Source organism: Amycolatopsis sp. CA-126428 (assembly GCF_002904335.1).
Taxonomy (GTDB): Bacteria; Actinomycetota; Actinomycetes; order Mycobacteriales; family Pseudonocardiaceae; genus Amycolatopsis.
This window is the reverse complement of record NZ_PPHF01000082.1, coordinates 23,875-45,908: the sequence shown is the minus strand read 5'-3', so window position 1 is coordinate 45,908 and position 22,034 is coordinate 23,875. Positions and strand designations below refer to the sequence as shown.

19 protein-coding genes are annotated in these 22,034 nt (G+C 71.4%); 10 read left to right on the top strand and 9 right to left on the bottom strand.

All coding sequences use genetic code 11. From position 1 onward, the window contains the following. Positions 1-69: 69 nt before the first annotated feature. Together C2L58_RS22780 and C2L58_RS22775 are read right to left on the bottom strand one after the other, a co-directional pair. A complete protein-coding gene (locus C2L58_RS22780) occupies positions 70-1,209 on the bottom strand; it encodes a sugar ABC transporter substrate-binding protein (RefSeq protein ID WP_103339647.1) in 1,140 nt (379 codons plus the stop codon). Between the two features lie 546 nt (positions 1,210-1,755). Next, positions 1,756-3,492, bottom strand: a complete 1,737-nt coding sequence (locus tag C2L58_RS22775; protein ID WP_103339646.1) for a DEAD/DEAH box helicase — start codon at positions 3,490-3,492, stop codon at positions 1,756-1,758. A 244-nt stretch (positions 3,493-3,736) separates the two neighbouring features. Here C2L58_RS22775 and C2L58_RS22770 point away from each other — a divergent pair, with 244 nt between their 5' ends. Together C2L58_RS22770 and C2L58_RS22765 are read left to right on the top strand one after the other, a co-directional pair. Then, positions 3,737-4,888 carry a YihY/virulence factor BrkB family protein gene (locus tag C2L58_RS22770; protein ID WP_103339645.1) on the top strand — a complete coding sequence of 384 codons (1,152 nt, stop codon included), beginning with the start codon at positions 3,737-3,739 and terminating at the stop codon, positions 4,886-4,888. 87 nt (positions 4,889-4,975) lie between these two features. Beyond that, positions 4,976-8,110, top strand: a complete 3,135-nt coding sequence (locus tag C2L58_RS22765) for an efflux RND transporter permease subunit (protein WP_103339644.1) — start codon at positions 4,976-4,978, stop codon at positions 8,108-8,110. Positions 8,111-8,157: 47 nt separating this feature from the next. On the opposite strand, the gene C2L58_RS22760 is transcribed toward C2L58_RS22765, so the two are convergent. Both C2L58_RS22760 and C2L58_RS22755 read right to left on the bottom strand, forming a co-directional pair. After that, a complete protein-coding gene (locus tag C2L58_RS22760; RefSeq protein WP_199191390.1) occupies positions 8,158-8,997 on the bottom strand; it encodes a hypothetical protein in 840 nt (279 codons plus the stop codon). A gap of 163 nt (positions 8,998-9,160) precedes the next feature. Beyond that, positions 9,161-9,403, bottom strand: a complete 243-nt coding sequence (locus tag C2L58_RS22755; RefSeq protein ID WP_034284335.1) for a DUF3039 domain-containing protein — start codon at positions 9,401-9,403, stop codon at positions 9,161-9,163. Positions 9,404-9,471: 68 nt separating this feature from the next. Between C2L58_RS22755 and C2L58_RS22750 the strand changes: the two genes are divergently transcribed. The 4 genes from C2L58_RS22750 to C2L58_RS22735 are packed head-to-tail and all read left to right on the top strand — an operon-like array spanning position 9,472 to position 12,658. Beyond that, positions 9,472-10,257 (top strand): sporulation protein, encoded by a 786-nt coding sequence (locus C2L58_RS22750; RefSeq protein ID WP_103339643.1) that lies wholly within the window; start codon positions 9,472-9,474, stop codon positions 10,255-10,257. Continuing rightward, positions 10,257-10,874: an HD domain-containing protein gene (locus tag C2L58_RS22745; RefSeq protein ID WP_103339642.1), complete on the top strand. Its 618-nt coding sequence runs from the start codon at positions 10,257-10,259 to the stop codon at positions 10,872-10,874. The genes C2L58_RS22750 and C2L58_RS22745 overlap by 1 nt, the downstream gene beginning before the upstream one ends. A gap of 9 nt (positions 10,875-10,883) precedes the next feature. Next, positions 10,884-11,789 carry a pseudouridine-5'-phosphate glycosidase gene (locus tag C2L58_RS22740; RefSeq protein ID WP_103339641.1) on the top strand — a complete coding sequence of 302 codons (906 nt, stop codon included), beginning with the start codon at positions 10,884-10,886 and terminating at the stop codon, positions 11,787-11,789. Continuing rightward, a complete protein-coding gene (locus C2L58_RS22735; protein WP_199191389.1) occupies positions 11,786-12,658 on the top strand; it encodes a carbohydrate kinase family protein in 873 nt (290 codons plus the stop codon). Before C2L58_RS22740 ends, C2L58_RS22735 begins: the two co-directional genes overlap by 4 nt. A 51-nt stretch (positions 12,659-12,709) precedes the next feature. Here the strand turns inward: C2L58_RS22735 and C2L58_RS22730 are convergent, their stop codons facing one another. Together C2L58_RS22730 and C2L58_RS22725 are read right to left on the bottom strand one after the other, a co-directional pair. Beyond that, positions 12,710-13,045: a DUF3099 domain-containing protein gene (locus tag C2L58_RS22730; RefSeq protein WP_199191388.1), complete on the bottom strand. Its 336-nt coding sequence runs from the start codon at positions 13,043-13,045 to the stop codon at positions 12,710-12,712. Between the two features lie 17 nt (positions 13,046-13,062). Continuing rightward, the gene (locus C2L58_RS22725) at positions 13,063-14,328 is read right to left on the bottom strand and encodes an amidohydrolase (RefSeq protein ID WP_103339638.1); all 1,266 of its coding nucleotides are present in this window, start codon (positions 14,326-14,328) and stop codon (positions 13,063-13,065) included. 28 nt (positions 14,329-14,356) lie between these two features. On the opposite strand from C2L58_RS22725, the gene C2L58_RS22720 reads away from it, so the two are divergent. The 4 genes from C2L58_RS22720 (at position 14,357) to C2L58_RS22705 (ending at position 19,972) form a co-directional block, all read left to right on the top strand. After that, a complete protein-coding gene (locus tag C2L58_RS22720; protein ID WP_199191387.1) occupies positions 14,357-15,859 on the top strand; it encodes a DUF7782 domain-containing protein in 1,503 nt (500 codons plus the stop codon). Then, positions 15,856-16,281 (top strand): D-aminoacyl-tRNA deacylase, encoded by a 426-nt coding sequence (gene dtd, locus C2L58_RS22715; RefSeq protein ID WP_103339637.1) that lies wholly within the window; start codon positions 15,856-15,858, stop codon positions 16,279-16,281. The genes C2L58_RS22720 and dtd overlap by 4 nt, the downstream gene beginning before the upstream one ends. A gap of 289 nt (positions 16,282-16,570) precedes the next feature. Then, positions 16,571-17,602, top strand: a complete 1,032-nt coding sequence (locus C2L58_RS22710; RefSeq protein WP_103339636.1) for a sigma-70 family RNA polymerase sigma factor — start codon at positions 16,571-16,573, stop codon at positions 17,600-17,602. A gap of 711 nt (positions 17,603-18,313) precedes the next feature. Continuing rightward, entirely contained in the window at positions 18,314-19,972 is a 1,659-nt protein-coding gene (locus tag C2L58_RS22705; RefSeq protein WP_103339635.1) for a fumarate hydratase, read from the top strand. Positions 19,973-20,020: 48 nt separating this feature from the next. Here C2L58_RS22705 and C2L58_RS22700 read toward each other — a convergent pair whose 3' ends face one another. From C2L58_RS22700 to C2L58_RS22690, 3 genes are all read right to left on the bottom strand, one after another. Continuing rightward, a complete protein-coding gene (locus C2L58_RS22700) occupies positions 20,021-20,692 on the bottom strand; it encodes a hypothetical protein (RefSeq protein WP_103339634.1) in 672 nt (223 codons plus the stop codon). 203 nt (positions 20,693-20,895) lie between these two features. Beyond that, positions 20,896-21,411 carry a hypothetical protein gene (locus C2L58_RS22695; RefSeq protein WP_233225865.1) on the bottom strand — a complete coding sequence of 172 codons (516 nt, stop codon included), beginning with the start codon at positions 21,409-21,411 and terminating at the stop codon, positions 20,896-20,898. Positions 21,412-21,507: 96 nt separating this feature from the next. After that, positions 21,508-22,029: a hypothetical protein gene (locus C2L58_RS22690; RefSeq protein WP_233225864.1), complete on the bottom strand. Its 522-nt coding sequence runs from the start codon at positions 22,027-22,029 to the stop codon at positions 21,508-21,510. Positions 22,030-22,034 lie beyond the last annotated feature (5 nt).

Genomic DNA, 22,034 nt, shown 5'->3' with positions numbered 1-22,034 from the left:
GGGACCGGGCCGGGACGCGCCGTCGGGGTGCGCGTCCCGGCCCGGCTGTTCATGGGGTACTACGGGCGCTCAGGAGATGCCGAGCGAGGTGCACTTGGCGGCGAGTTCGCCACCGCAGATCTCGGCCGCCTTCACGTAGCCCTGGGTCACGACGGTCTTGATGTCCTTCGCCAGGATCGTCGTCGGCGTCAGCAGCACGGACTTGATGTCGCGGTTGCCCTTCGGGTCGTGCAGCTTGCCGGTGGCGATGGCGTCGGCACCGGCCTTGTCGCCCTTGGCCAGCGCGGCGGCCAGCTTGGCGCTCGCCTCCGCCTCTTCCTTGATCGGCTTGAAGACGGTCATGTACTGCTCGCCGCGCATGACCGCCATGAGGCCGTCCGCGGTGGCGTCCTGGCCGGTGACCGGGATCTTGCCGTTGAGGCCGTTCTTCTTGAGGATGGTGATGACCGCGCCCGCCAGGCCGTCGTTCGCCGCGACGACGCCGTCGACCTTGCCGCCGTTGGCCTGGAAGATCTGCTCGAACGTCGTGCCGCCGAGCTGGTTGTCCCAGTCGTTGATCGGCTGCTTCTGGATCCGCTTGAGCGCGCCGGAGGAGAACAGCGGCTCGAGGACGGAGTCCTGGCCGTTGGTGAAGAGCGTGGCGTTGTTGTCGGTCGGGGCGCCCTCGATCTGGACGACGCCCGCGCCCTTCTTGTCCTTGAGCGCGTCCGCCATGGCCTGGCCCTGCAGCTGGCCGACCTTCTCGTTGTCGAACGAGACGTAGTACTCGGCGCTGCCGCCGAGGCTCGGGCGGTCGTAGTTGATGACCGGGATGCCCGCGGTCTTCGCCTTGGCCTCGACCGCGGCACCGACGGCCGGGTCGGACGGGGCGATGATCAGGACCTTGACGCCGGAGCTGATGAAGCCGTCGGCCAGGGTCGAGAACTTCTGGGCGTCGCCCTGGGCGTTCTGGACGTCGGCGTCGAAGCCCTGGGCCGCGAGGGCGGCCTGCAGCATCGGCTTGTCGAAGGCTTCCCAGCGGGCCGAGCTGGCGGTCTCCGGCAGGATGACGCCGACCTTGCCGTTGGCACCGCCCCCGGCGGCCGGGGCCGAGGAGGAAGCGGAGTTGCTCCCCGTGCCCCCGCTGTTCGAACTGTTGGTACCGCAGGCGGTCAGCACCAGGCCGGCGCTCACCGTCGCGGCGAGGAGGGTAAGGGTTCTGCTGCGCATCCTCGTTCCTTCCGGATCCAAGCATTGGTGACGAGTGGCCGTCGGCGTGTGCGTCGGGCCGGCGCTGCGGTGATCCGGGGAGGCCCGGCGCACCGTCGCGCATATGTTGTGGGCGACAACATATGCCGCTGAGCGGCTGCGGGGAAGATAGCTGGATCGATTAAATGACACCAATTGGACACGGTTCGGCAACACAGGCTGCCCCTCGCCCGGAAAGAGTAGATCCGCTGACGATGTGATCGCCAGCACTCACGGTAAGTTACATCCAGGTTTCACGAGGGCGCCAGGTTGCTCCGGTCGTGTGCACCGAGCGCAACCCGTGGCCGATCCACGACCCGCCGGCGCGATTGGTCGCCGACTTGCGAAATCGGGGCGAGGAGGTGCCCGGGAGACCATCCGCCAGGGGACGGAGGGGCAGCCCGCTCGTGACAACGGGATACGCAGCGTCACAAGCCTGGCGGTGGGGTGAAGCCGCCGTCCCGGAGACGGACGGTGATCACCGGAACTTCAGCCTCCCGGGCGACAGCGCACCGGGACCGGCCGCCCTCACCAGGATCGCAGCGTGACGATCCGTTCTTCCAGCTGCTCGACGGTCGCCATGGCGGTGACCGGGCCGCCGCACACCCGCCGCAGCTCGTTGTGGATCGCGCCGTGCGGCTTCTTCGTCCGGTGGTGGTACATCCCCACCAGCGCGTTCAGCTCCTTGCGCAACGCACCCAGCCGCTCGCTCACCGACTGCGGGCGGGCCGTCGGCGGTGGGGCTTCCTCCTTGGCCGGCTTGCGGCGCTTCTCGTCCGCGACCTGCTCTGCCTGCCGCTTCCGCAGCAGCGCCCGCACCTGGTCCGGCTCCAGCAGCCCCGGCAACCCCAGGTACTCCTGCTCTTCGTCCGACCCGGAGAACACCGCCGTGCCGAACGAGTTGCCGTCGTAGATGACCTGGTCGAGCTCGGCGGAGGCGCCCAGGGACGTGAACGCCTTCTCCTCCTCGCCCGGCTCGTCCTCGGTGCGGTTGGCCTGGGCGAGGAGCTCGTCCTCCCAGCCTTCCTTCTCCCGGTGCGGCTTGCCGAGCACGTGGTCGCGCTGGGCCTCCAGCTCGCTGGCCAGCTCCAGCAGCACCGGCACCGACGGCAGGAACACGCTCGCCGTCTCGCCCTTCTTGCGCGCCCGCACGTACCGGCCGATCGCCTGGGCGAAGAACAACGGCGTCGAGGCGCTCGTCGCGTACACGCCCACCGCCAGGCGCGGGACGTCGACGCCTTCCGAGACCATCCGGACCGCCACGATCCAGCGCTCGTTCGTCTCGGAGAACTCCTTGATCCGCCCCGAGGCCTTCGGGTCGTCCGAGAGCACCAGCGTCGGCATCTCGCCGGAGATGCGTTCCAGGATCTTCGCGTACGCCCGCGCCGACTCCTGGTCCGTCGCGATCACCAGGCCGCCCGCGTCCGGGACGCTCTGGCGGACCTGCGACAACCGGGTGTCGGCGGCCTGCAGCACCGCCGGGATCCACTCGCCCGCCGGGTCGAGGGCCGTGCGCCACGCGCGGGCGTTCTGCTCCGCTGTCAGCGGCTCGCCGAGCCGGGCGGTGAACTCCTCCCCCGCGCTGGTGCGCCAGGAGGCCTCGCCCGAATACGCCAGGAAGACGACCGGCCGGACCACGCCGTCGGCCAGCGCGTCCGCGTAGCCGTACGAATGGTCGGCCTTGCTGCGCTGGAAGCCGCCCGCGTCGGGCTCGTACGTCACGAACGGGATGGCCGAGTCGTCGGACCGGAACGGCGTGCCGGTCAGCGACAGCCGCCGCACGGCCGGGGTGAAGGCCTCGCGGATCGCGTCACCCCAGGACTTCGCGTCGCCGCCGTGGTGGATCTCGTCGAGGATGACCAGCGTCTTGCGGTTCTCCGTGCGCACCCGGTGCAGCGTCGGGTGCGCCGCGACCTGCGCGTACGTCAGCGCGACGCCGTTGTAGTCGGACGAGGTGACGCCGGTGGTGTTGCGGAAGTTCGAGTCGATGGCGATGCCGGCCGCCGCGGCCGAGGCCGCCCACTGGTGCTTGAGGTGCTCGGTCGGGGTGACGATGGTGACCGCCTCGATCGTGCGGTCGCTGAGCAGCTCCGCGGCGATCCGCAGGCCGAACACCGTCTTGCCGGCCCCCGGCGTCGCCACCGCCAGGAAGTCCTTGGGCTTGCGGGTCAGGTACTTGGTGAGCGCCCGCCGCTGCCACGCCCGCAGCGGGCGCGCGGTCGAGTCCTTCTCCGCGGGAGGCGCCCCGAGCTGCGTCTCCGTCATCGCCGGTCCTCCCCCTCGCTCAACTGCCTCGACTGCCTCAAGTGCTGTGACGTGCGAAAACCCTCACTGTGGTACCGACTTCTGCTGCGTTGACCGGTCGGCGACTGCGGTGAGGGCACTGGAGCGAGTCTACCGGCCGGGTCCGACAGTTCCCGGCACCGGCACGGGTGACGTCCGCCGACACGCCCGGCCGCAGGGGGCGTGACGAGCCAAATCAGCGCCGATGGACCATGCTGGACACGTCATGGGTGAGGTGCAGCCGTCCACAGCGACGAAGGTGGCCCGCAAGGGGCCGTGGCGGCTCGTCACGCGCACGTTCGCCAAGGCCTGGGAGGGCAACATCTTCTCCGAGGCCGCCGAGGCGGCCTTCTGGCAGACGCTGTCGCTGCCGCCGCTGCTGCTCGGCCTGCTGGGCAGCCTGGGCTTCGTCGGCGAGTGGTTCGGGCAGGACGTCGTCGCCGCGGTGCACGACCGGATCATCGGCTTCTGCCGGACGGTCTTCAGCCAGAACGCGGTCCACGACATCATCGAACCGACCGTGAACAGCATCCTCACCGTCGGCAAGGGCGAGATCGTCTCGGTCGGCTTCCTCATCTCGCTGTGGGCGGGTTCGTCGGCGATGTCGTCGTTCGTGGACGCCATCACCGTCGCGCACGACCAGTACGGCGTCCGCAACGACGTCTGGCAGCGGATCTTCGCGCTCCTGCTGTACCTGTGCGGCCTGGTCATCCTGGTGGTCGGGCTGCCGCTGCTGGCGATCGGCCCCGACCTGCTGCCGGAGTTCTTCCCGGCCGCGTGGCGCCCGACCGTGACGTCGTGGGTGAGCGCACTGTACTTCCCCGCGCTCGGCGCGATGATCACCCTCGCGCTGACCACGCTGTACAAGCTCGCGCTGCCGCGGAAGCTGCCGTGGCACCGCGGGCTGCCGGGCGCGGTGCTCGCCATGGTCGTGTTCCTGCTGTCCTCGGTCGGCCTGCGCGTCTACCTGAACTGGATCACCAAGACCGGCTACACCTACGGTGCGCTGGCCGCGCCGATCGCGTTCCTGCTGCTGATGTTCTTCATCGGGCTGGCCGTGGTCGGCGGCGCGTACTTCAACAGCGCGATCCAGGAACTGTGGCCGGCGAAGGCGACCCGGCGGCAGCGGCGCAAGTGGCGGCGGCTGGAGATGGAACGCGCCTCCGAGCGGCTGCGCTCGGAGGAGGGCCGCAAGCTGTGGGACCGCTCGACCACGCCACTGCGGCGCCCGCGCGCCGAAGACGCCGCCGCGAACGGCGGCGAGCCCGAGCCGTCCGAAGAGGACACGTCGTCACCGAGCGCGCCGGAACCGGCACCGAGCGCAGCTCAGGGGCGCGGGTCCTCCGAAGGGACGACCCGGAATCCACCCTCAGACTGAGTCGCTCTCAGCAACGGCGTGAAAAGCTCAGCGGGCCATTGACGCCGGCGGGGGCCGCCGCGTCTTTCCCGAGGGGGTTTTCACGTCATGTCCGTGCTGGCCAGACTGAGCCTGCGCAACCGGAGCCTGATCGGCCTGCTCGCGCTGGTCGTCGTCGGCTTCGGCGCCTTCGCGCTGCCGCAGCTCAAGCAACAGCTCTTCCCGTCCCTGCAGTTCCCGCAGGCGCAGATCGTCACCGCGTACCCGGGGGCGTCGCCGGACGCGGTCGACCGGCAGGTCTCCGAGCCGCTGGAGGGCGGGCTCCAGGGGCTGAAGGGCCTCGAGCAGGTCACTTCGACGTCGTCGGACGGCGTTTCGCGGGTCGTCGCGCAGTTCGAGTTCGGCACGGACATCGACGCCGCCGTCTCGCAGATCCAGCAGGTGGTGAACCAGGTCCGGTCCCGGCTGCCGCAGAACACCGAGCCCGCCGTGTCCGCGGGCAGCACCGACGACCTGCCGGTGGCGCTGGTCGCCGCGGGCACCGCCGGGGACCCGCAGGCGCTCGCGCCCGCGCTGACCGACCAGGTCGCGCCGGAGCTGCGGAAGATCGAGGGCGTCCGCACGGTGACCGTCACCGGCGTGCGCCAGCCGCGCGTCACCATCACGCTCGACTACGCGAAGCTCGCCGCGGCGGGGGTCGACCCGGCGTCGATCGCGACCACGCTGCAGACCGCCGGCGCCTCGGTGCCGGCGGGGACGCTGAGCGAAAACGGCAAGACGCTGTCGGTGCAGGTCGGCGGCGGACAGACCACTGTGGACAGTCTCCGCAACCTGTACCTGACCCCGGCCGCCCGGGCGGGCGCTCCGGCGCGCGGCCCGGTGAAGCTGGGTGACGTCGCCGACGTCCAGGCCGGGTTCGCGCCGCCGACGTCGATCACGCGCACCAACGGCAAGCCGAGCCTCGGCCTGTCGATCACCATGGTGGACAACGGGAACGCCGTCGCCATTTCCGGCGCGGTCCGCGACAAGCTGCCGGACCTGGCGAAGAAGACCGGCGCCGAGATGAGCGTCGTGTTCGACCAGGGCACCCCGGTGAAGGACGCGATCAGCGGCCTGACCACCGAAGGTCTGCTGGGGCTGGCCTTCGCCGTCATCGTCATCCTGCTGTTCCTGCTGTCGGTGCGCTCGACGCTGGTGACCGCGGTGTCGATCCCGCTGTCGGTCGTCGTCGCGCTGCTGGCGCTGTGGACCGGCGACCTGTCGCTCAACCTGCTCACCCTCGGCGCGCTCACCATCGCGATCGGCCGGGTGGTCGACGACTCGATCGTCGTGCTGGAGAACATCAAACGCCATCTCGCGTACGGCGAGGAGAAGGAACGCGCGGTGCTCGACGGCGTCCGCGAGGTGGCCGGCGCGGTCACCTCGTCCACGCTGACGACCGTCGCGGTGTTCCTGCCGATCGCGTTCGTCGGCGGGTTCGTCGGCGAGCTGTTCTCGCCCTTCGCGATCACCGTGACGGTGGCGCTGCTGGCCTCGCTGCTCGTGTCGCTGACCGTGGTTCCCGTGCTGGCGTACTGGTTCCTGAAGCGGCCCGCGGTCCCGGCGGACGCCGTCGAGGCCGAGCGGGCGCGCGAGGCGGCCGTCGAGAAGGAACGCCGCAGCATCCTGCAGCGCGCCTACCTGCCGGTGATCCGGTTCGCGACGCGGCGGCGGCTCACCGTCGTGCTGCTGGCCCTGCTGATCTTCGCCGGCACGGTCGGGCTCGCGACGCGGCTGAACACGAACTTCCTCGACCAGTCCGGCGGCACCACGCTGAACATGACGCAGAAGCTGCCGGCCGGCACCAGCGTCGAGGCGAAGGAAAAGGCGGCCACGGCCGTCGAGCAGGCCCTCGCGGCCGAGCCCGCGGTGCAGACCTACCAGGTCAGCATCGGCGGCGGCGGGGCGTTCGGCTTCGGTGGCGGGACCAACACGAGCATCTCGGTCACCGTCGCCAAGGACACCGACCTCGACGCGCTGTCGGACCGGCTGCGGTCGAAGCTGACCTCGCGCCCGGAGCTGGGCGAAATCAAGATCGGCGCGGACGCGTCCGGGTTCAACTCCGACCAGGTGTCGGTGTCGGTGACCGCGCCGTCGGAGGCCGCGCTGAAGCCGGCGTCCGACCAGGTGGTGCAGGCGCTGCGCGGGGTGTCCGGGCTGACCGAGGTCTCGAGTGACCTGGCCGTCGGCTCGCCGCGGGTGCAGGTCGAGGTGGACGACGCCGCGGCCGCGGCGCGTGGGCTGTCGGCGAGCACCATCGGGCAGATCGCCAACCAGGCGATCGCCGGGCGCACGGTGACGCAGCTGCCGGTCGACGGGCAGCGCACGGACATCGTGCTGCGCGCCGGCACGGCGCCGGTGACGGTCGACCAGGTGAAGGGCCTGCAGATCCCCGGCCCCGGCGGCGTCGTCCGGCTCGACGAGGTGGCCAAGGTGTCCACTGTGGACGGGCCGGCGTCGGTGCATCGCACCGGCGGTGACCTGAGCACCACGGTGACCGCGAAGAACACTGGTGACGACCTGACCAAGACCACCGCGGACATCAAGTCCAAACTGGACGGACTGACGTTCACCGGCGGGGCGGCGTACTCGCTCGGCGGCGTCAGCCAGGATCAGCAGGAGGCGTTCTCCAACCTGTTCCTGGCGCTGCTCGCGGCCATCGCGATCGTGTTCCTGATCATGGTGGCGACGTTCCGGAGCCTGATCCAGCCGCTGATCCTGCTCGTGTCGATCCCGTTCGCGGCGACCGGCGCGATCGGGCTGCTGCTGGCCACCGGCACCGCGCTCGGCCTGCCGTCCCTGATCGGCATGCTGATGCTGGTCGGCATCGTGGTCACCAACGCGATCGTGCTGATCGACCTGATCAACCAGTACCGGGCCGAGGGGATGAGCGTCGCCGACGCCGTCACCGAAGGCGGCCGGCGCCGGCTGCGGCCGATCCTGATGACCGCGGCGGCGACGATCTTCGCGCTGGTCCCGATGGCGCTGGGCATCACCGGCCAGGGCGGGTTCATCGGCCAGCCCCTGGCGATCGTGGTGATCGGCGGCCTGGTCAGCTCGACGCTGCTGACCCTGGTCCTGGTCCCGACCCTCTACACGATGGTCGAGACCCGCAAGGAACGCCGTAAGGCCCGGCGCGCGGCTCGCCGCACCCCGGCCCAGGCCCCGGAATCGGAGTCCCTGGACCCCGCCCCGACCGCCTGACGAACGCACGAAGGCCCGGCACCGGACAGGTGCCGGGCCTTCGTGCGTCAGCGCTGCTGGAAGCGGTAGGTCTTGCTGTCGAAGAGGATGCAGATGCTCGGGGACATCACGACCACGCGGAGGGTGCTGTCGCGCTCGTCGAAGTCGATGCCCTCGACCTCGAACGAGCCCGAGCACCCGCTGCGGAGCGGGAGCTGGCCCAGGGACGTCACGTGGCCGGCGACGTCCGAGCCGGAGAGCGGGCCGGCCAGGTCGACCTGCAGCAGCGGCTTCGTCGTGCCGAAGAGGCTGCCGTCCGGGTCGTCGGACGAGCAGAGCAGGCGGGTCGCGGTCCGGAAGTCGCAGCCCTGGACGTCGCGGACCGGGTGGTCCAGGCGGATGGTGCCGGCCAGAGGCAGGTTCTGGGCCGGGTTCGTGGCGACCACGCCGGGCATCGGGTGCACCAGCAGCCGGTCCATGGTGCCCCACTCCCCCGCCACCAGCCAGCGCGCGTCCGGCGACACCGCGGCGAAGGAGTTGTTGTTCGCTTCCCACGACTCGAGGGTGTGCTTGTAGTTGGCCCACGAACCGTCCGGGGCCTGGACGCGGAAGAGCTTCGCGCCGCGGTCGTCACGCTGGTAGGGCTCGACGTACCAGCCCTGGGCCGAGCCCGGGTCGCCGACGTGGTTCCAGCCCTGCGAGTTCAGGTCGGCCGGGATCGTGCCGATCCCGGTGTAGCGGATCGTCGTGCCCGACGGGCGCACGATCGTCGCGAGCCCCTGGCTCTCGTCGAGGGCCCTGGCGTTGTCGGAGCCGACCTCCGTCCAGCCGGTGACGGCCTGGGCCAGCGCGGGTGCGGCCACGGCGAGCAAGGCGACGAGGGTGAGCACGATCCCGGTTCTGCGCATGTGCGACTCCGGTGGGTGAGGGAACCTGGTCCGCTGGATCTACCAGGACTCCCGCACCCGGCACACCCGCCGAATGAAGGTTTTTCACGTTTGTTCGGCTATCTGTACGTTTCCGGACAGCCGAAAGACCCGGCGGGCTCACCCGCCGGGATTCAAGCCCGGATCACTTACCGGGGCGGAGGCTGTCGTAGATCTCCTTGCAGGCCGGGCAGACCGGCGACCCGGGCTTCGGCGACTTCGTCACCGGGAAGACCTCGCCGCAGAGCGCCACCACGTGAGTGCCCATGACCGCGCTCTCGGCGATCTTGTTCTTCTTCACGTAGTGGAACATCTTCGGGGTGTCGTCGTCGGTGGTGTCCGTGCCCTCGGGCGTGGTTTCCGGCTTCGTCAGCGTCTCGGTGCTCACCCGCCCATTGTGCCCGAGTCCCGCCGAACCTCCCGCGATCGGCCCCTCGGCCTGGCAGGATCGGCCGCATGTTCCAAAAGGTGCTCGCGACGTTCGGCTCGGGCGGAGCGCGGATCGACGCCCGCCTGCTGGAGTCCACCGCCGCTCCCGGCCACCCGCTGCACGGCGAGGTGCTGCTGCTCGGCGGCGAGGTCGACCAGGAGATCAAGGGGCTCGCCGTCACGCTGCTGGCCCGCGTCCAGGTGCCCGGCGACCGGACCGAAGACCTCCCGTTCGAGACCCGGCAGCTGGTCGGCAGCGAAGTCATCCGGGCCGGGCAGCGGATCCGGGTGCCGTTCGAGGTGCCGCTGCCCTGGGAGACGCCGGTGACCAGCGTCTACGCCAAGCCGCTGACCGGCACGGCGGTCGGCGTCCGGGCCGAGCTCGACCTGGCCGCCGCGGTCAGCGACCCGTTCGACGCCGACGCCGTCGCGATCGAACCGCTGCCGGCGCAGAAGCGGATCCTCGACGCGCTGAGCCGGCTCGGCTTCACCTTCCGCGAGGCGGTCCTCGAGCAGGGCCGGGTCGACGGCGCCCGCCAGCAGCTGCCGTTCTTCCAGGAGATCCGCTTCACGCCTTCGCCGCGCTTCGCCGGCGTCTTCGCCCAGGTCGCGGTCACCTTCCTGACGTCGGCCGAGCGCACCGACGTCGTGCTGGAGGTCACCAAGCGGGTCCGCGTGAGCAAGAGCGGCGGGTTCGGCGGCCGCGGCCAGGACTTCCTCGGGATGTTCACCGTGCGGCCGGACGTGCAGTGGGAGAAGCAGCTCGAGGACTGGCTCGACCAGGTGGCGCGGCCCCGCGGGATCTTCGACTGATGCGGTGGCACGACGCGGTGGCCGCGCTCGGCGGCGAACCCGAGGCCTGGCCGCGGCTCGAAGCCCGGTACGCCGAGCCCCACCGCCGCTACCACACGCTCACCCACGCGGCCGCCGTCGCGCGCGACTCCGCGTGGCTGGCGGCGGGCCTCGGGGAGACCGACCGCGCGATCCTCGCCGTCGCGGCCTGGACGCACGACGTCGTCTACGACGCGAAGCCCGGCGAAGACGAACGCGCCAGCGCCGCCTGGGCTCGCGAAGCCCTGGCGGGGGTGGCCGCGGCGCACGTCGAGCGCGTCGAAGGCCTGATCCTCACCACGATCAAGCACGACGCACCGCCGGACGACCTCCTGGCCACCGCCCTCCTCGACGCCGACCTCGCCATCCTCGGAGCGCCCGAAGAGCAGTACGCGGAGTACGCCCGCGGCGTGCGCGAGGAGTACGCGAAGTACCCCGACGACGTCTGGCGCGAAGGGCGCATCGCCGTCCTCGAGCGCCTGCTGTCCCGGCCGCTCTACCGCAGTGAAACCGCGAGAACACGCTGGGCGAGCGCCGCCGGAAAGAACCTGACCGCCGAGCTGACCCACTGGCGCCGCGCGCGAGGCGATCACCGATGATGGTCCCTCGTGACTACCGCACTCTCCCTGCACGAAGAGGTCGCCTCGGCGCTGCGTGACGGGCACCCCGTCGTCGCGCTGGAGAGCACCATCCTGTCCCACGGCCTGCCGCCGGGCCGCAACCTCGACGTCGCCCGCCGCCTCGAAGGCGTGGTCCGCGACGGCGGGGCCGTCCCGGCCACGATCGCGGTGCTCGACGGCCGGGTCGTCGTCGGCCTCTCCCCCGCCGAACTCGAGCGCGTTTGCGCCCCGGACGCCGGGCTCGACAAGCTCTCGCTGCGCGACCTCGGCCCGGCCGTCGGCCTCGGCCGCTCCGGCGCGACGACCGTGGCGAGCACGTCGGCGCTGGCCGCCGCGGCCGGGATCGGGATGTTCGCCACCGGCGGGCTCGGCGGCGTGCACGTCGGCGCCGCGCAGAGCTGGGACATCTCGGCGGACCTCGGCGTGCTGGCGAAGGTGCCGACCGTGGTCGTCTGCTCCGGCGTGAAGTCGGTGCTCGACATCCCGGCCACCCTCGAAGTCCTCGAGACGAACTCGGTGCCGGTGCTCGGCTACCGCACCGGCGACTTCCCGGCGTTCTACCTGCGCTCGTCGGGGCACCAGGTCGGCTGGCGGGTCGACGACCCGAAGCAGGCCGCCGCGGTCATCGACGCGCACCGCGCGTACGCGAATTCCGGCGTCCTGCTGGCGAACCCGATCCCGGAAGCGTCCGAAATGGACAAAGAACTGCACGACCGGCTGCTCGCCGAGGGCCTCGCGCTCGTCGAGGAGCGCAACGTGCACGGCGCCGAAGTCACCCCGGGGCTGCTGGAGCACTTCCACACCGCGAGCGGCGGGGTCAGCATCGACGCGAACGAAGCGCTGGTGCTGAACAACGCGAAGCTGGCCACCGAGGTCGCGGTGGCGCTGGCATGAGGGGGATCGTGGTGGTCGGTGACGCGGCCCTCGACGTGATCGCCCGGCACGACAAGCCGTTGCCGCACGGCGGCGATGCCCGCGCGAAGATCCGCTTCACCGGCGGCGGCGCGGGCGCCAACACGGCGCTGTGGCTGCGGCACCTCGGCGCGGAGACGACGCTGCTCGCGCGGATCGGCGACGACCCGGGCGGCCGGCTGATCAAGGCCGAACTGCAGGCGGCGGGCGTGCGGTGCGCGTTCTCCGTCGACCCCGAGGCGCCCACCTGCTGCGTCGTCGTCATGGTCGACGGGTCCGGGCAGCGCAGCATGCTGGCCGACCGCGGCGCGAACCAGCGCTTCGCGCCCGGGGACGTCACCCTCGAGGCCCTGTCCGGCGCGAGCCACCTGCACCTTTCGGGGTACGTGCTGCTCGACCCGCCGTCGCGCGCCGCCGGTCTGGCCGCACTGGCCGCGGCCAAGGAAGCCGGGTTGACCACGTCGGTCGACCCGCAGGCCGCCGCGCACATCACCGACCCGGCCGCGTTCCTGGCCGACGTCCGCGGGGTCGACCTGCTGATGCCGAACACCGAAGAGCTGGTCGCGCTGACCGGTTCGGCCGACCCGGTGTCGGCGAAGGAACTGCTCGGCACGGTCGGCGCGGTGGTCGTCACCGCCGGGCTCGGCGGGGCCAGCTGGGTCGACGCGGGCGGCGTCACGAGCGTGCCCGCGGTCGAGGCGGAGTGCGTCGATTCGACCGGCGCGGGCGACGCCTTCGACGCGGGCGTGCTCACCGGCTGGCTGGCCGGGGAGTCCACTGTGGACGTCCTGCGGCACGGGACACGGCTGGGCGCGCTGGCCGTCGGGAAGGTGGGCCCCCAGCCGTCGTGAGTGGTAAGGCGGGTTCTAACCCGCCTTACCACTCACGACCCGCGGTGGGGTTCAGCCGTCGATGACGCGGTGGGTGGTGCCCTCGATCGCCGTCGCCTCGCGCCGGTAGGTGTTGACCTGCTCGGACTTGCGGGGCGGGCGGTCGTTGGCGATCAGCACCGCGATCCACGGCAGCGGTACCGAGATCGCCAGGAAGCCCAGCGCCAGCCACCACACGTGGTAGGTCAGCCCGGCCGCGATCAGGCACGGGATGCGGCAGCCCATCATGATCACGTACTTGCGTTTGCGCGTGGCGAGCTGCTGTTCGTACGACGGGGCTGCCGCGGTGATCAGCACCGGGTCCGAGTCGTTGGCGGGCATGGTCACTGCACCACCTCCGCTGTCCATCGTCCCACTTGCGGGGTTCATCCGACACCGGGGTGACGCAACTTGCTCAACGCGGCCAGCACCAGGGTTTCGATGCCCGTGCGCAAGGTCGGGTGCAGGAGCGGCGCGAACCGCGGCGAGTGGTTGGACGGGATGTCGCGCTCGAACCGGCCCTCGGTCATCGCGGTGATCACCGTCTGCGGGTCGAAGCCGCCGACCAGCCAGAACACCGACGGCACGCCGGCCGCGCGGCCGAACTCGCTGAAGTCCTCACTGCCGGTGATCAGCGGCGCCGGCAGCACCACGTCGGTGCCGAAGTGGCCGCGGAAGACCTCGGTGAGCGCGTCGTTGGCGGCTTCGTCGTTTTCGGTGATCGGGTACGAGCCGGACCGGACGATTTCCGGCGGCTTCGGCGCGCCGGCCGTCGCCGCCTCGCCGTTGACGATCCGCTCGACCGCGGCCAGCACGCGCTCGCGCACGGCCTGGTCGAACGACCGGACGTTGACTTCCAGCACGGCGTCGTCGGCGATCACGTTGCTCGCGGTGCCCACGTGCAGCGAACCGACCGTGACCACGGCCGAGTCGGTGGCGGCGATCTCGCGCGACACGATCGTCTGCAGCTTGAGCACCACGGACGCGGCCAGCACGGCCGGGTCGACGGTGGTCTCCGGGCGCGAGCCGTGGCCCCCGCGGCCGTGCAGGGTGACGCGCAGCGTGTCGGTGGCGGCCATGATCACGCCGGGCCGGGTGAGCACCCAGCCGGCCGGGCCGGGGACCAGGTGCTGCCCGAACACGACGTCCGGCTTCCCCGCGACGTCGAACAGGCCGTCGCGGACCATCGCCACGGCGCCGCCCGCGCCCTCCTCCCCCGGCTGGAACACCACCAGCAGCGTGCCGGCCCAGGTGTCGCGGCCCTTCGCGAGCAGCGCGGCGGCGCCCGACAGCCAGGTGGCGTGCATGTCGTGCCCGCAGGCGTGCATGACGGGGACGTCGTTGCCGTGCTCGTCGGTGCCGCGGACCGTGCTGGCGTAGGACAGCCCGGTCTTCTCCTCGACCGGCAGCGCGTCGATGTCGGCCCGCAGCAGCACGGTGGGCCCCTCGCCGTTGCGCAGCACGCCCAGCACGCCGGTGCCGGCGATGCCGGTGTGCACCTCGTAGCCGTCGCCCTCCAGCCGCCGGGCCAGCTCGGCGGCCGTCCGGATCTCGGCGAACGACAGCTCCGGGTGCCGGTGGAGGTCGATGTACAGCGCTTCGAGCTCGGGCAGCGCCGCGTCGAGCGGGGCGAGGACGCGTTCAAGGGTCACGGGGGCCATCGTGGCAGCATTACCCACCGTGAGCACGCGAAGCGTACTGCCCGACCTGTCCGACGACGTCTGCGCGCGGCTGCGCGAGGCCTTCCGGCGCACTTCCTACGACGCCGACGGCGTGGTGGCCGCCCTCGGCGGAGCCGCGCACGCGGCGCTGGGCCGCGGCGAGCCGGTGCCGGCCGAACGCGCGAGCCGGGACGCGGGGGACCTCGGCACGCTGATCCGGCTGTTCCTGCTGGGCGGCACCGAGCCGGAGACCGCGGTCAAGGCCGCTTTCGCGCCGCTCGCGCCCGAGGACGCCGTCTCCGCCGGGGTGCTTTCGGCGGCCGACGGCGGCTACCGGGCCGCGCTGGACATCCGGCCGCACGGCGACGAAGAGGGCTCGTGGTGGGTCGTGTCCGACCTCGACGCCGACGTGCTCGGCACCACCGTGCCCGAGGACCACGTGCTCGGCGTCGGCCACGCGTCGCTGTCGCTGATCCGCGCGACCAGCCGCCGCCCGGTCGGCACCCTGCTCGACCTGGGCACCGGCAACGGCGTGCAGGCGCTGCACGCGACCCGGCACGCCGGGCGCGTCACCGCGACCGACGTCTCCGCGCGGGCCCTGACCCTGGCCGCGGCGACCTTCCGGCTGAACGAGCTGGACGTGGAGCTGGTCCGCGGGGAGTGGTTCGCGCCGGTCGCGCGGCGGAAGTTCGACCAGGTCGTGTGCAATCCGCCGTTCGTGGTCGGCCCGGCCCGCGTCGACTACACCTACCGCGACTCCGGGCTGGCCGGCGACGACGCGAGCGCGCTGGTCGTGCGGCAGCTGCCGGGGTTCCTGAACGACGGCGGCACCGGGCACCTGCTCGCTTCGTGGCTGCACACTTCCCGCGAGGACTGGGCCGACCGGGTGAGCCGCTGGCTGCCCGCCGAGACCGACGCCTGGTTCGTGCAGCGCGACGTCGCCGACCCGGCCCTCTACGTCGGCACGTGGCTGCGGGACGCGGGCCTCGACCCACGCTCGCCGGAGGGCCGGGCGAAGGCGGCGGCGTGGCTCGACTGGTTCGCCGCCAACGACGTGCGGGGCATCGGCTTCGGGTTCGTCACGCTGCGGCGCGCGTCCGGGCGGACACCCACCGTCGTGTGCGAGGACCTGCGGCAGGCGTACGACGACCCGCTGGGCCCGGAAGCGGCGGGCTGGCTGGACCGCGTGGAATGGCTGCGCGAATCGGGTGATTCGCTGCTCGATGTCCGATTTGTGGTGCCCGACACGGTTCTGCTCGAAAGCGTCGAGGAACCCGGTGACGAAGGCTGGGCGACGTCCATCCGGCGGCTGCACCGCACCGACGGCCCGGGCTGGCAGCACGAGGTGGACGAACTGGCCACGCGGCTGCTGGCCGGGTGCCGCGGCGCGCTGCCCCTGGAGGACCTGATCGAGCTGCTCGCGGCGGCGCAGGGCCTGTCGTCCGAGGAGCTGGCGGCCGCCGCGCTGCCCGTCGTCCGGGAGCTCGTCCGGCACGGCATGCTCGTCCCGGCGGGCCGGTGAGGGCGGTCGCGGCCCGCGTCACGCGGGCGGACGTCACCGTCGGCGGCGAGGTCGTCGGCGCGATCGACGAGCCGGGATTGCTTGTGCTGCTGGGAATTCACGTCGATGACGACACCGCGAAGGCCGTCACGATGGCGCGCAAACTGCACGAACTGCGGGTGTTGCGCGACGAGGAATCATGCGCCACCGCGAATGCACCGCTGCTCGTGGTGAGCCAGTTCACGCTCTACGGCGACACGAAGAAAGGGCGGCGGCCGTCGTGGACGCAGGCCGCCCGGCCGGAGGTCGCGGAGCCGTTGGTGGACGCCGTCGTGGCCGAGCTGCGCGGCCGCGGTGCCACGGTGGCGACGGGCCGTTTCGGGGCCATGATGGCGGTCTCGAGCGTCAACGACGGTCCGTTCACGGTTTTAGTAGAGGTCTAGACCACTGAAATCCGGTTCAGTTTCTGACCGGATTCATAGGGAATTCTCAGGTTCCCCGGTCACGGAACGTTCTCAGCAAAAGCTCAGCATTGGTTGAGCAACCGGATCGCTCCGGCAGCCGTCTTCTCCTATGACGAGCCGGGAACGTTTTGGGAACCCGGAGCGTTGTGCCAGATGTCCAGCCAAGCCGGCCGGACCGGCGTACCGGGATCCACAGGCCTCGGTGCGCGGGTGCGCACACCGGTGGACGACCGCAGCAGCACGTTCAGCCCGTGACCGGGGAGGCAGAATGTCAGTCCAGACTCTCGAACGCGAGTCGCGCGGGATTCGCGAGCGTATCCCGGCTCAGGCGACCGAGGAGCCGCTGATGAGCGTGGGGACGCTCACCGACGCCGACCTCGACGCCCAGAGCCCCGCCGCCGACCTCGTCCGCGTCTACCTCAACGGCATCGGCAAGACGGCCCTGCTGTCCGCGGCCGACGAGGTCGAGCTGGCGAAGCGCATCGAAGCCGGCGTGTTCGCCCAGCACATGCTGGACACGGCCGAGGAGCTCACGGCCAAGCGCCGCACCGAGCTGGCCGCGCTGGTCCGCGACGGCCACGTGGCGAAGAACCACCTGCTGGAGGCGAACCTCCGCCTGGTGGTCTCGCTCGCCAAGCGCTACACCGGCCGGGGGATGCCGCTGCTCGACCTGATCCAGGAGGGGAACCTGGGTCTCATCCGCGCGGTGGAGAAGTTCGACTACTCCAAGGGGTTCAAGTTCTCGACCTACGCCACCTGGTGGATCCGGCAGGCCATCACCCGGGGCATGGCCGACCAGGGCCGCACCATCCGGCTGCCCGTCCACCTGGTGGAACAGGTGAACAAGCTGGCCCGCATCAAGCGCGACCTGCACCAGCAGCTCGGCCGCGACGCGACGCACGAGGAGCTGGCGGCCGAGTCGGGCATCCCGGCGCACAAGATCTCGGACCTGCTCGACCACTCGCGTGACCCGGTAAGCCTGGACATGCCGGTCGGCGCGGAGGAGGACGCCCCGCTGGGCGACTTCATCGAGGACTCCGAGGCCACCGACGCCGAGAGCGCCGTGATCTCGGGCCTGCTGCAGGACGACCTGCGCCGGGTGCTGGCGACGCTGGACGACCGCGAGCAGCACGTGATCCGCCTGCGCTACGGCCTCGACGACGGCCAGCCGCGCACGCTCGACCAGATCGGCAAGCACTTCGGGCTGTCCCGCGAGCGCGTCCGCCAGATCGAGCGCGAGGTCATGTCGAAGCTGCGCCAGGGCGAGCGCGCGGACCGGCTCCGCGCCTACGCCAGCTGATCACTTCTCGTCCGAGGGCGGGTGCACCATGTGCACCCGCCCTCGGTCATTTCCGCACCTCGCTGACCAGGCGTTCGGCCAGTCGCGAAAATCTCCCACGAAAACCGGGTTTCACCCTTCACGGGCCTGGGTAGCAACCCTCCGCCAGCACCCGTTCGGCGGCGTTGACTTATGACCTGCGTCACGACAGCCTTCGAAGTGCCGGCGCAGGCCTCGCGACCGGGTGTGCACGCATCCGGGAGCTTTCCCCGGGAGGTCGGGTCCGTCGGGGTGGACCCGGCCTCCCGACCAGCTTCCCGCAGCAGCGCACCCGGCCAGCCAAGGCTCGTACCCAGCCAGTCGGCCCGCGTACCCAGACAGTCGGCCCGCGTACCCAGACGGTCGGCCCGCGTACCCAGACGGTCGGCCCGCGTACCCAGACGGTCGGCCCGCGTACCTGGATGCCGAACGGCCGCAAACGGCATCACCGGCACCCCACCCCGCCCTCCCCCACCACCCCGATCCGAAGCCAGAACGCGGACGGTGGTGCCGGGTCAAGGCACCTTTCCCGCCTTGACGCGGTACCACCGTCCGTAGTCACAATCGGGCTTCGGGGTGGTGGGCCCACGAAAGACGCGTGGGGTGGCCCACAGTGACCACATACCTCTTCGGCGTGGCCGCCGCACCTGCGTAGGGTGGACCGATCCCGGAGCTGGCAAAGGAGCCTGGCAAGTGCCGTCCACCCCGTTTCAGCACACCGAAGTCCTGCCGCTGGGCAAGGACACCACCACCGAATACCGGTTGGTCACCGACGAAGGCGTCGAGACCGTCGAAGCCGCCGGGCGCACCTTTCTGAAGATCGCCCCGGAAGCGCTGACCACCCTCGCGCGCACCGCCATCACCGACATCCAGCACCTGTTGCGCACGTCACACCTGCAGCAGCTGCGCGCCATCGTCGACGACCCCGAAGCCAGTGGCAACGACCGGTTCGTCGCCATGGACCTGCTGCGCAACGCCGCCATCTCCGCCGGCGGGGTGCTGCCCATGTGCCAGGACACCGGGACCGCCATCGTCATCGGCAAGCGCGGCGAAGGCGTGCTCACCGGCGGTGACGACGAGCGCGCCCTCTCGCAGGGCATCTTCGACGCCTACCAGCAGCTGAACCTGCGGTACTCGCAGATGGCGCCGGTCAACTTCTGGGACGAGCGCAACACCGGCACCAACCTGCCCGCGCAGATCGAGCTGTACCACAAAGACGGGCAGCAAAACCCGGCCTACGAGTTCCTCTTCATGGCCAAGGGCGGCGGCAGCGCCAACAAGACGTTCCTCTACCAGGAGACCAAGGCCGTCCTGAACCCGAAGCGGCTCGCGCGGTTCCTCGACGAGAAGCTGCGCAGCCTCGGCACCGCCGCCTGCCCGCCGTACCACCTCGCGATCGTCGTCGGCGGGATGTCGGCCGAGTTCAACCTCAAGGTCGCGAAGCTCGCCTCCGCCCGCTACCTCGACACGCTGCCGCAGGAGGGCTCCGAACTGGGGCACGCCTTCCGCGATCCGGACCTCGAGCAGCAGGTGCTGGAGATGACCCGGCAGTTCGGCATCGGCGCGCAGTTCGGCGGGAAGTACTTCTGCCACGACGTCCGGGTCATCCGCCTCCCCCGGCACGGCGCGAGCTGCCCGGTCGGCATCGCCGTCTCGTGCTCCGCCGACCGGCAGGCCAAGGCCAAGATCACCGCCGACGGGGTGTTCATCGAGCAGCTCGAGCGCGACCCGGCCCGCTTCCTGCCCGACGTCACCGAGGAAGACCTCTCCGACGACGTCGTCACCGTCGACCTCAACCGGCCGATGGCCGAGATCCGCGCGCAGCTCTCGCAGCTGCCGGTCAAGACGCGGCTTTCGCTCACCGGGCCGCTGGTCGTCGCGCGGGACATCGCGCACGCCAAGATCGCCGAGCGCCTCGACGCCGGCGAGGAGATGCCGGACTACCTGAAGGACCACCCGGTCTACTACGCGGGCCCGGCGAAGACGCCCGAGGGCTACGCGTCCGGTTCGTTCGGCCCGACCACGGCCGGGCGGATGGACTCCTACGTCGAGCAGTTCCAGGCCGCCGGCGGCTCACTCGTCATGCTGGCCAAGGGAAACCGCTCGAAGCAGGTGACCGCCGCGTGCCAGGCGCACGGCGGGTTCTACCTCGGCTCGATCGGCGGCCCGGCGGCGCGGCTCGCGCAGGACTGCATCAAGAAGGTCGACGTGCTCGAGTACGCCGAGCTCGGCATGGAAGCCGTCTGGAAGATCGAGGTCGAGGACTTCCCGGCGTTCATCGTCATCGACGACAAGGGCAACGACTTCTTCGCCAGCACCGGCGATCCGGTGCTGCAGATCAGTTTCCGTTAGGGAGCAAGGGAAGGGGACACCGGCCCGCCGCCGGTGTCCCCTCCTCGCTCAGCCGACGCGCTCGATCCGCGCGCGCCGGATGAGGAACTTGCCGGGCTCCCGGACCTGTTCGAAGGCCGCGTTGTTGAGCAGCGTGCAGCTGCCCGACACCGACGTCACCGACACCGTGGTGGACTTCGAGTTGTCCAGGTTGGTCACCTTGAGCTTCGTCCCGGCCGGGAACTGGTTGCTCGACGCGGCCGGCGCACCGCCCTCGCCCGACAGCGTCACGGTCGAGCCGGGACACACGACCTGGCCCACCGCCGCGCCCGCGCCGGCGGCCGGCTGCTCCTGCTTCTTCTGCTGCCCGGGCGCCTGCGCCTTGCCCGGCGCGTTGCCGGAGTTCCCCGGGGCCGCGGCGGCCTGACCGTTGTCGGCCGCGACGTTCGCCGTGCAGCCCGCCACTTGCCGCCGCTGCTGGATCAGGTCCACCACGGCCTGCCGGTTGGTGATCCGCGCGGCCGACTGCGCGTCCGGGTTCGCCTGCTGGCCCGCGATGAAGTTCAGGTTGTTCTGCAACGCGGTGTCGAGTCCACCGCAGTTCTCCTTGGGCGCTTCGGCCGCGTTGCCCGCGGGACTGCTCAGCGCGATGGCGGTCGCGGTGATGCCGGCGACACCCAGCAACGCGGCCATTCCGACGGTCGCCTGCTTGCGGTGCCGGCCACTGCTCAACCGGGGCATGGGCCCCTCCTCTCTGATCGCCACCTCACTCCTGGACACGGCCGGGGTCACGGCGGCGGTTCAGCGGGAGCCCTGACAATTTTCGACAACTTCGACGAACCGGACCACCGGCGTCTCGTGGTCCGGACCACCGGCGGGCAATCGTCCACTGCGGACAGCAAGCGGCCCCCGGGGCGGTTTCCCGGGGGCCGCGGCGCGGCGGTTTACTTCGGCGGCGTGGTCTTCAGCACCACCATGCGCTGATCGAGCGGCGCGGCGAGGGCGACCGAGATCACCGGGTACCGGATGTCCATCGTGCACATCTGATTGGTCTGGGCCTTCGTCTCGCTCAGGTTGACGACGACGTGGTCGCCCGCCTGTTCGGCCGCTTCGCCGAGCGCGTGCCCGCAGCCGCCTTCCTGGGCGCGGATGTTGAGGACCGTGCCGCCGTTGGCCGTCCACACCTCGCGCGGGAACCCGGCGGGCAGCGCGGTCGCGTCGAGCTGGCCCGCCGGCACCTGGGTGCTGCCCTCGGGCACGGTCAGCCGGGGCTTGCCGGGCGGGTTGGGCTCGGGCGGCGCCGGCAGCACCGATCCACTCGGCGACGGCGACGCCGGTGCGGGCACCGACACACTGCCGGTCGATCCCCCGGGCCGGTTGGTGGGCATGTCCTGGCCGGCGCAGGCCGTCACCATCAGCAGGAGTGCGCCTGTCCCGACCACCTTCGCTGAGTACCTCATGCCCCCAAGACGGAACGGGGGCGGCGCGGGGTTGCACCGGAATGGTCCGGGAGGGCGTCCCGGGCATCCCGGGGCCGCCCTCCCAGCGTCCGGGGGTCAGCCCTGGCGGAGCACGACCGTGCGCGTGCCGAGCGGCGCCACGAGGGCGAGCGGCACCTTGATCTCCTTGATGTAGTCCGGGCACATCTGGCCCTTGGGCGCCGACGCCACGGCGACCAGCACGACCACCTGCTGCGCGGTCTGCTCGCTGACGCGCGCCGAGACGCGGCGGCAGCCGCCCTCCTCGGCCTGCAGGATCAGGGTCCGGCCGTCGAGGCTGCGGGTGAGGCTGCGCGGGTAGCCCTCGGGCAGCCCGCGGGCGTCGACCTGGGTCTCGGCGACGACGTCGTCGCCCGGCGCGATGCCCTGCGTCGGCCGGCCGGCCGTCTGGGACGGCGGCCGGCCGGCCGCCGGGGACGATGACGGGCCGAGGGTGGGCGTCACGGTCCCGGGCACGCTCGTGGACGTGGTGGGCGCCGAGCTGGTGCCCGCCGGGGCGCCGGCGCCGGAATTCGCGGCGCAGGCCGTTGCCGTGAGCAGCAGCAGGCCCGCGCCCAGCAGTTTCACCGTGGTACGCATACCTG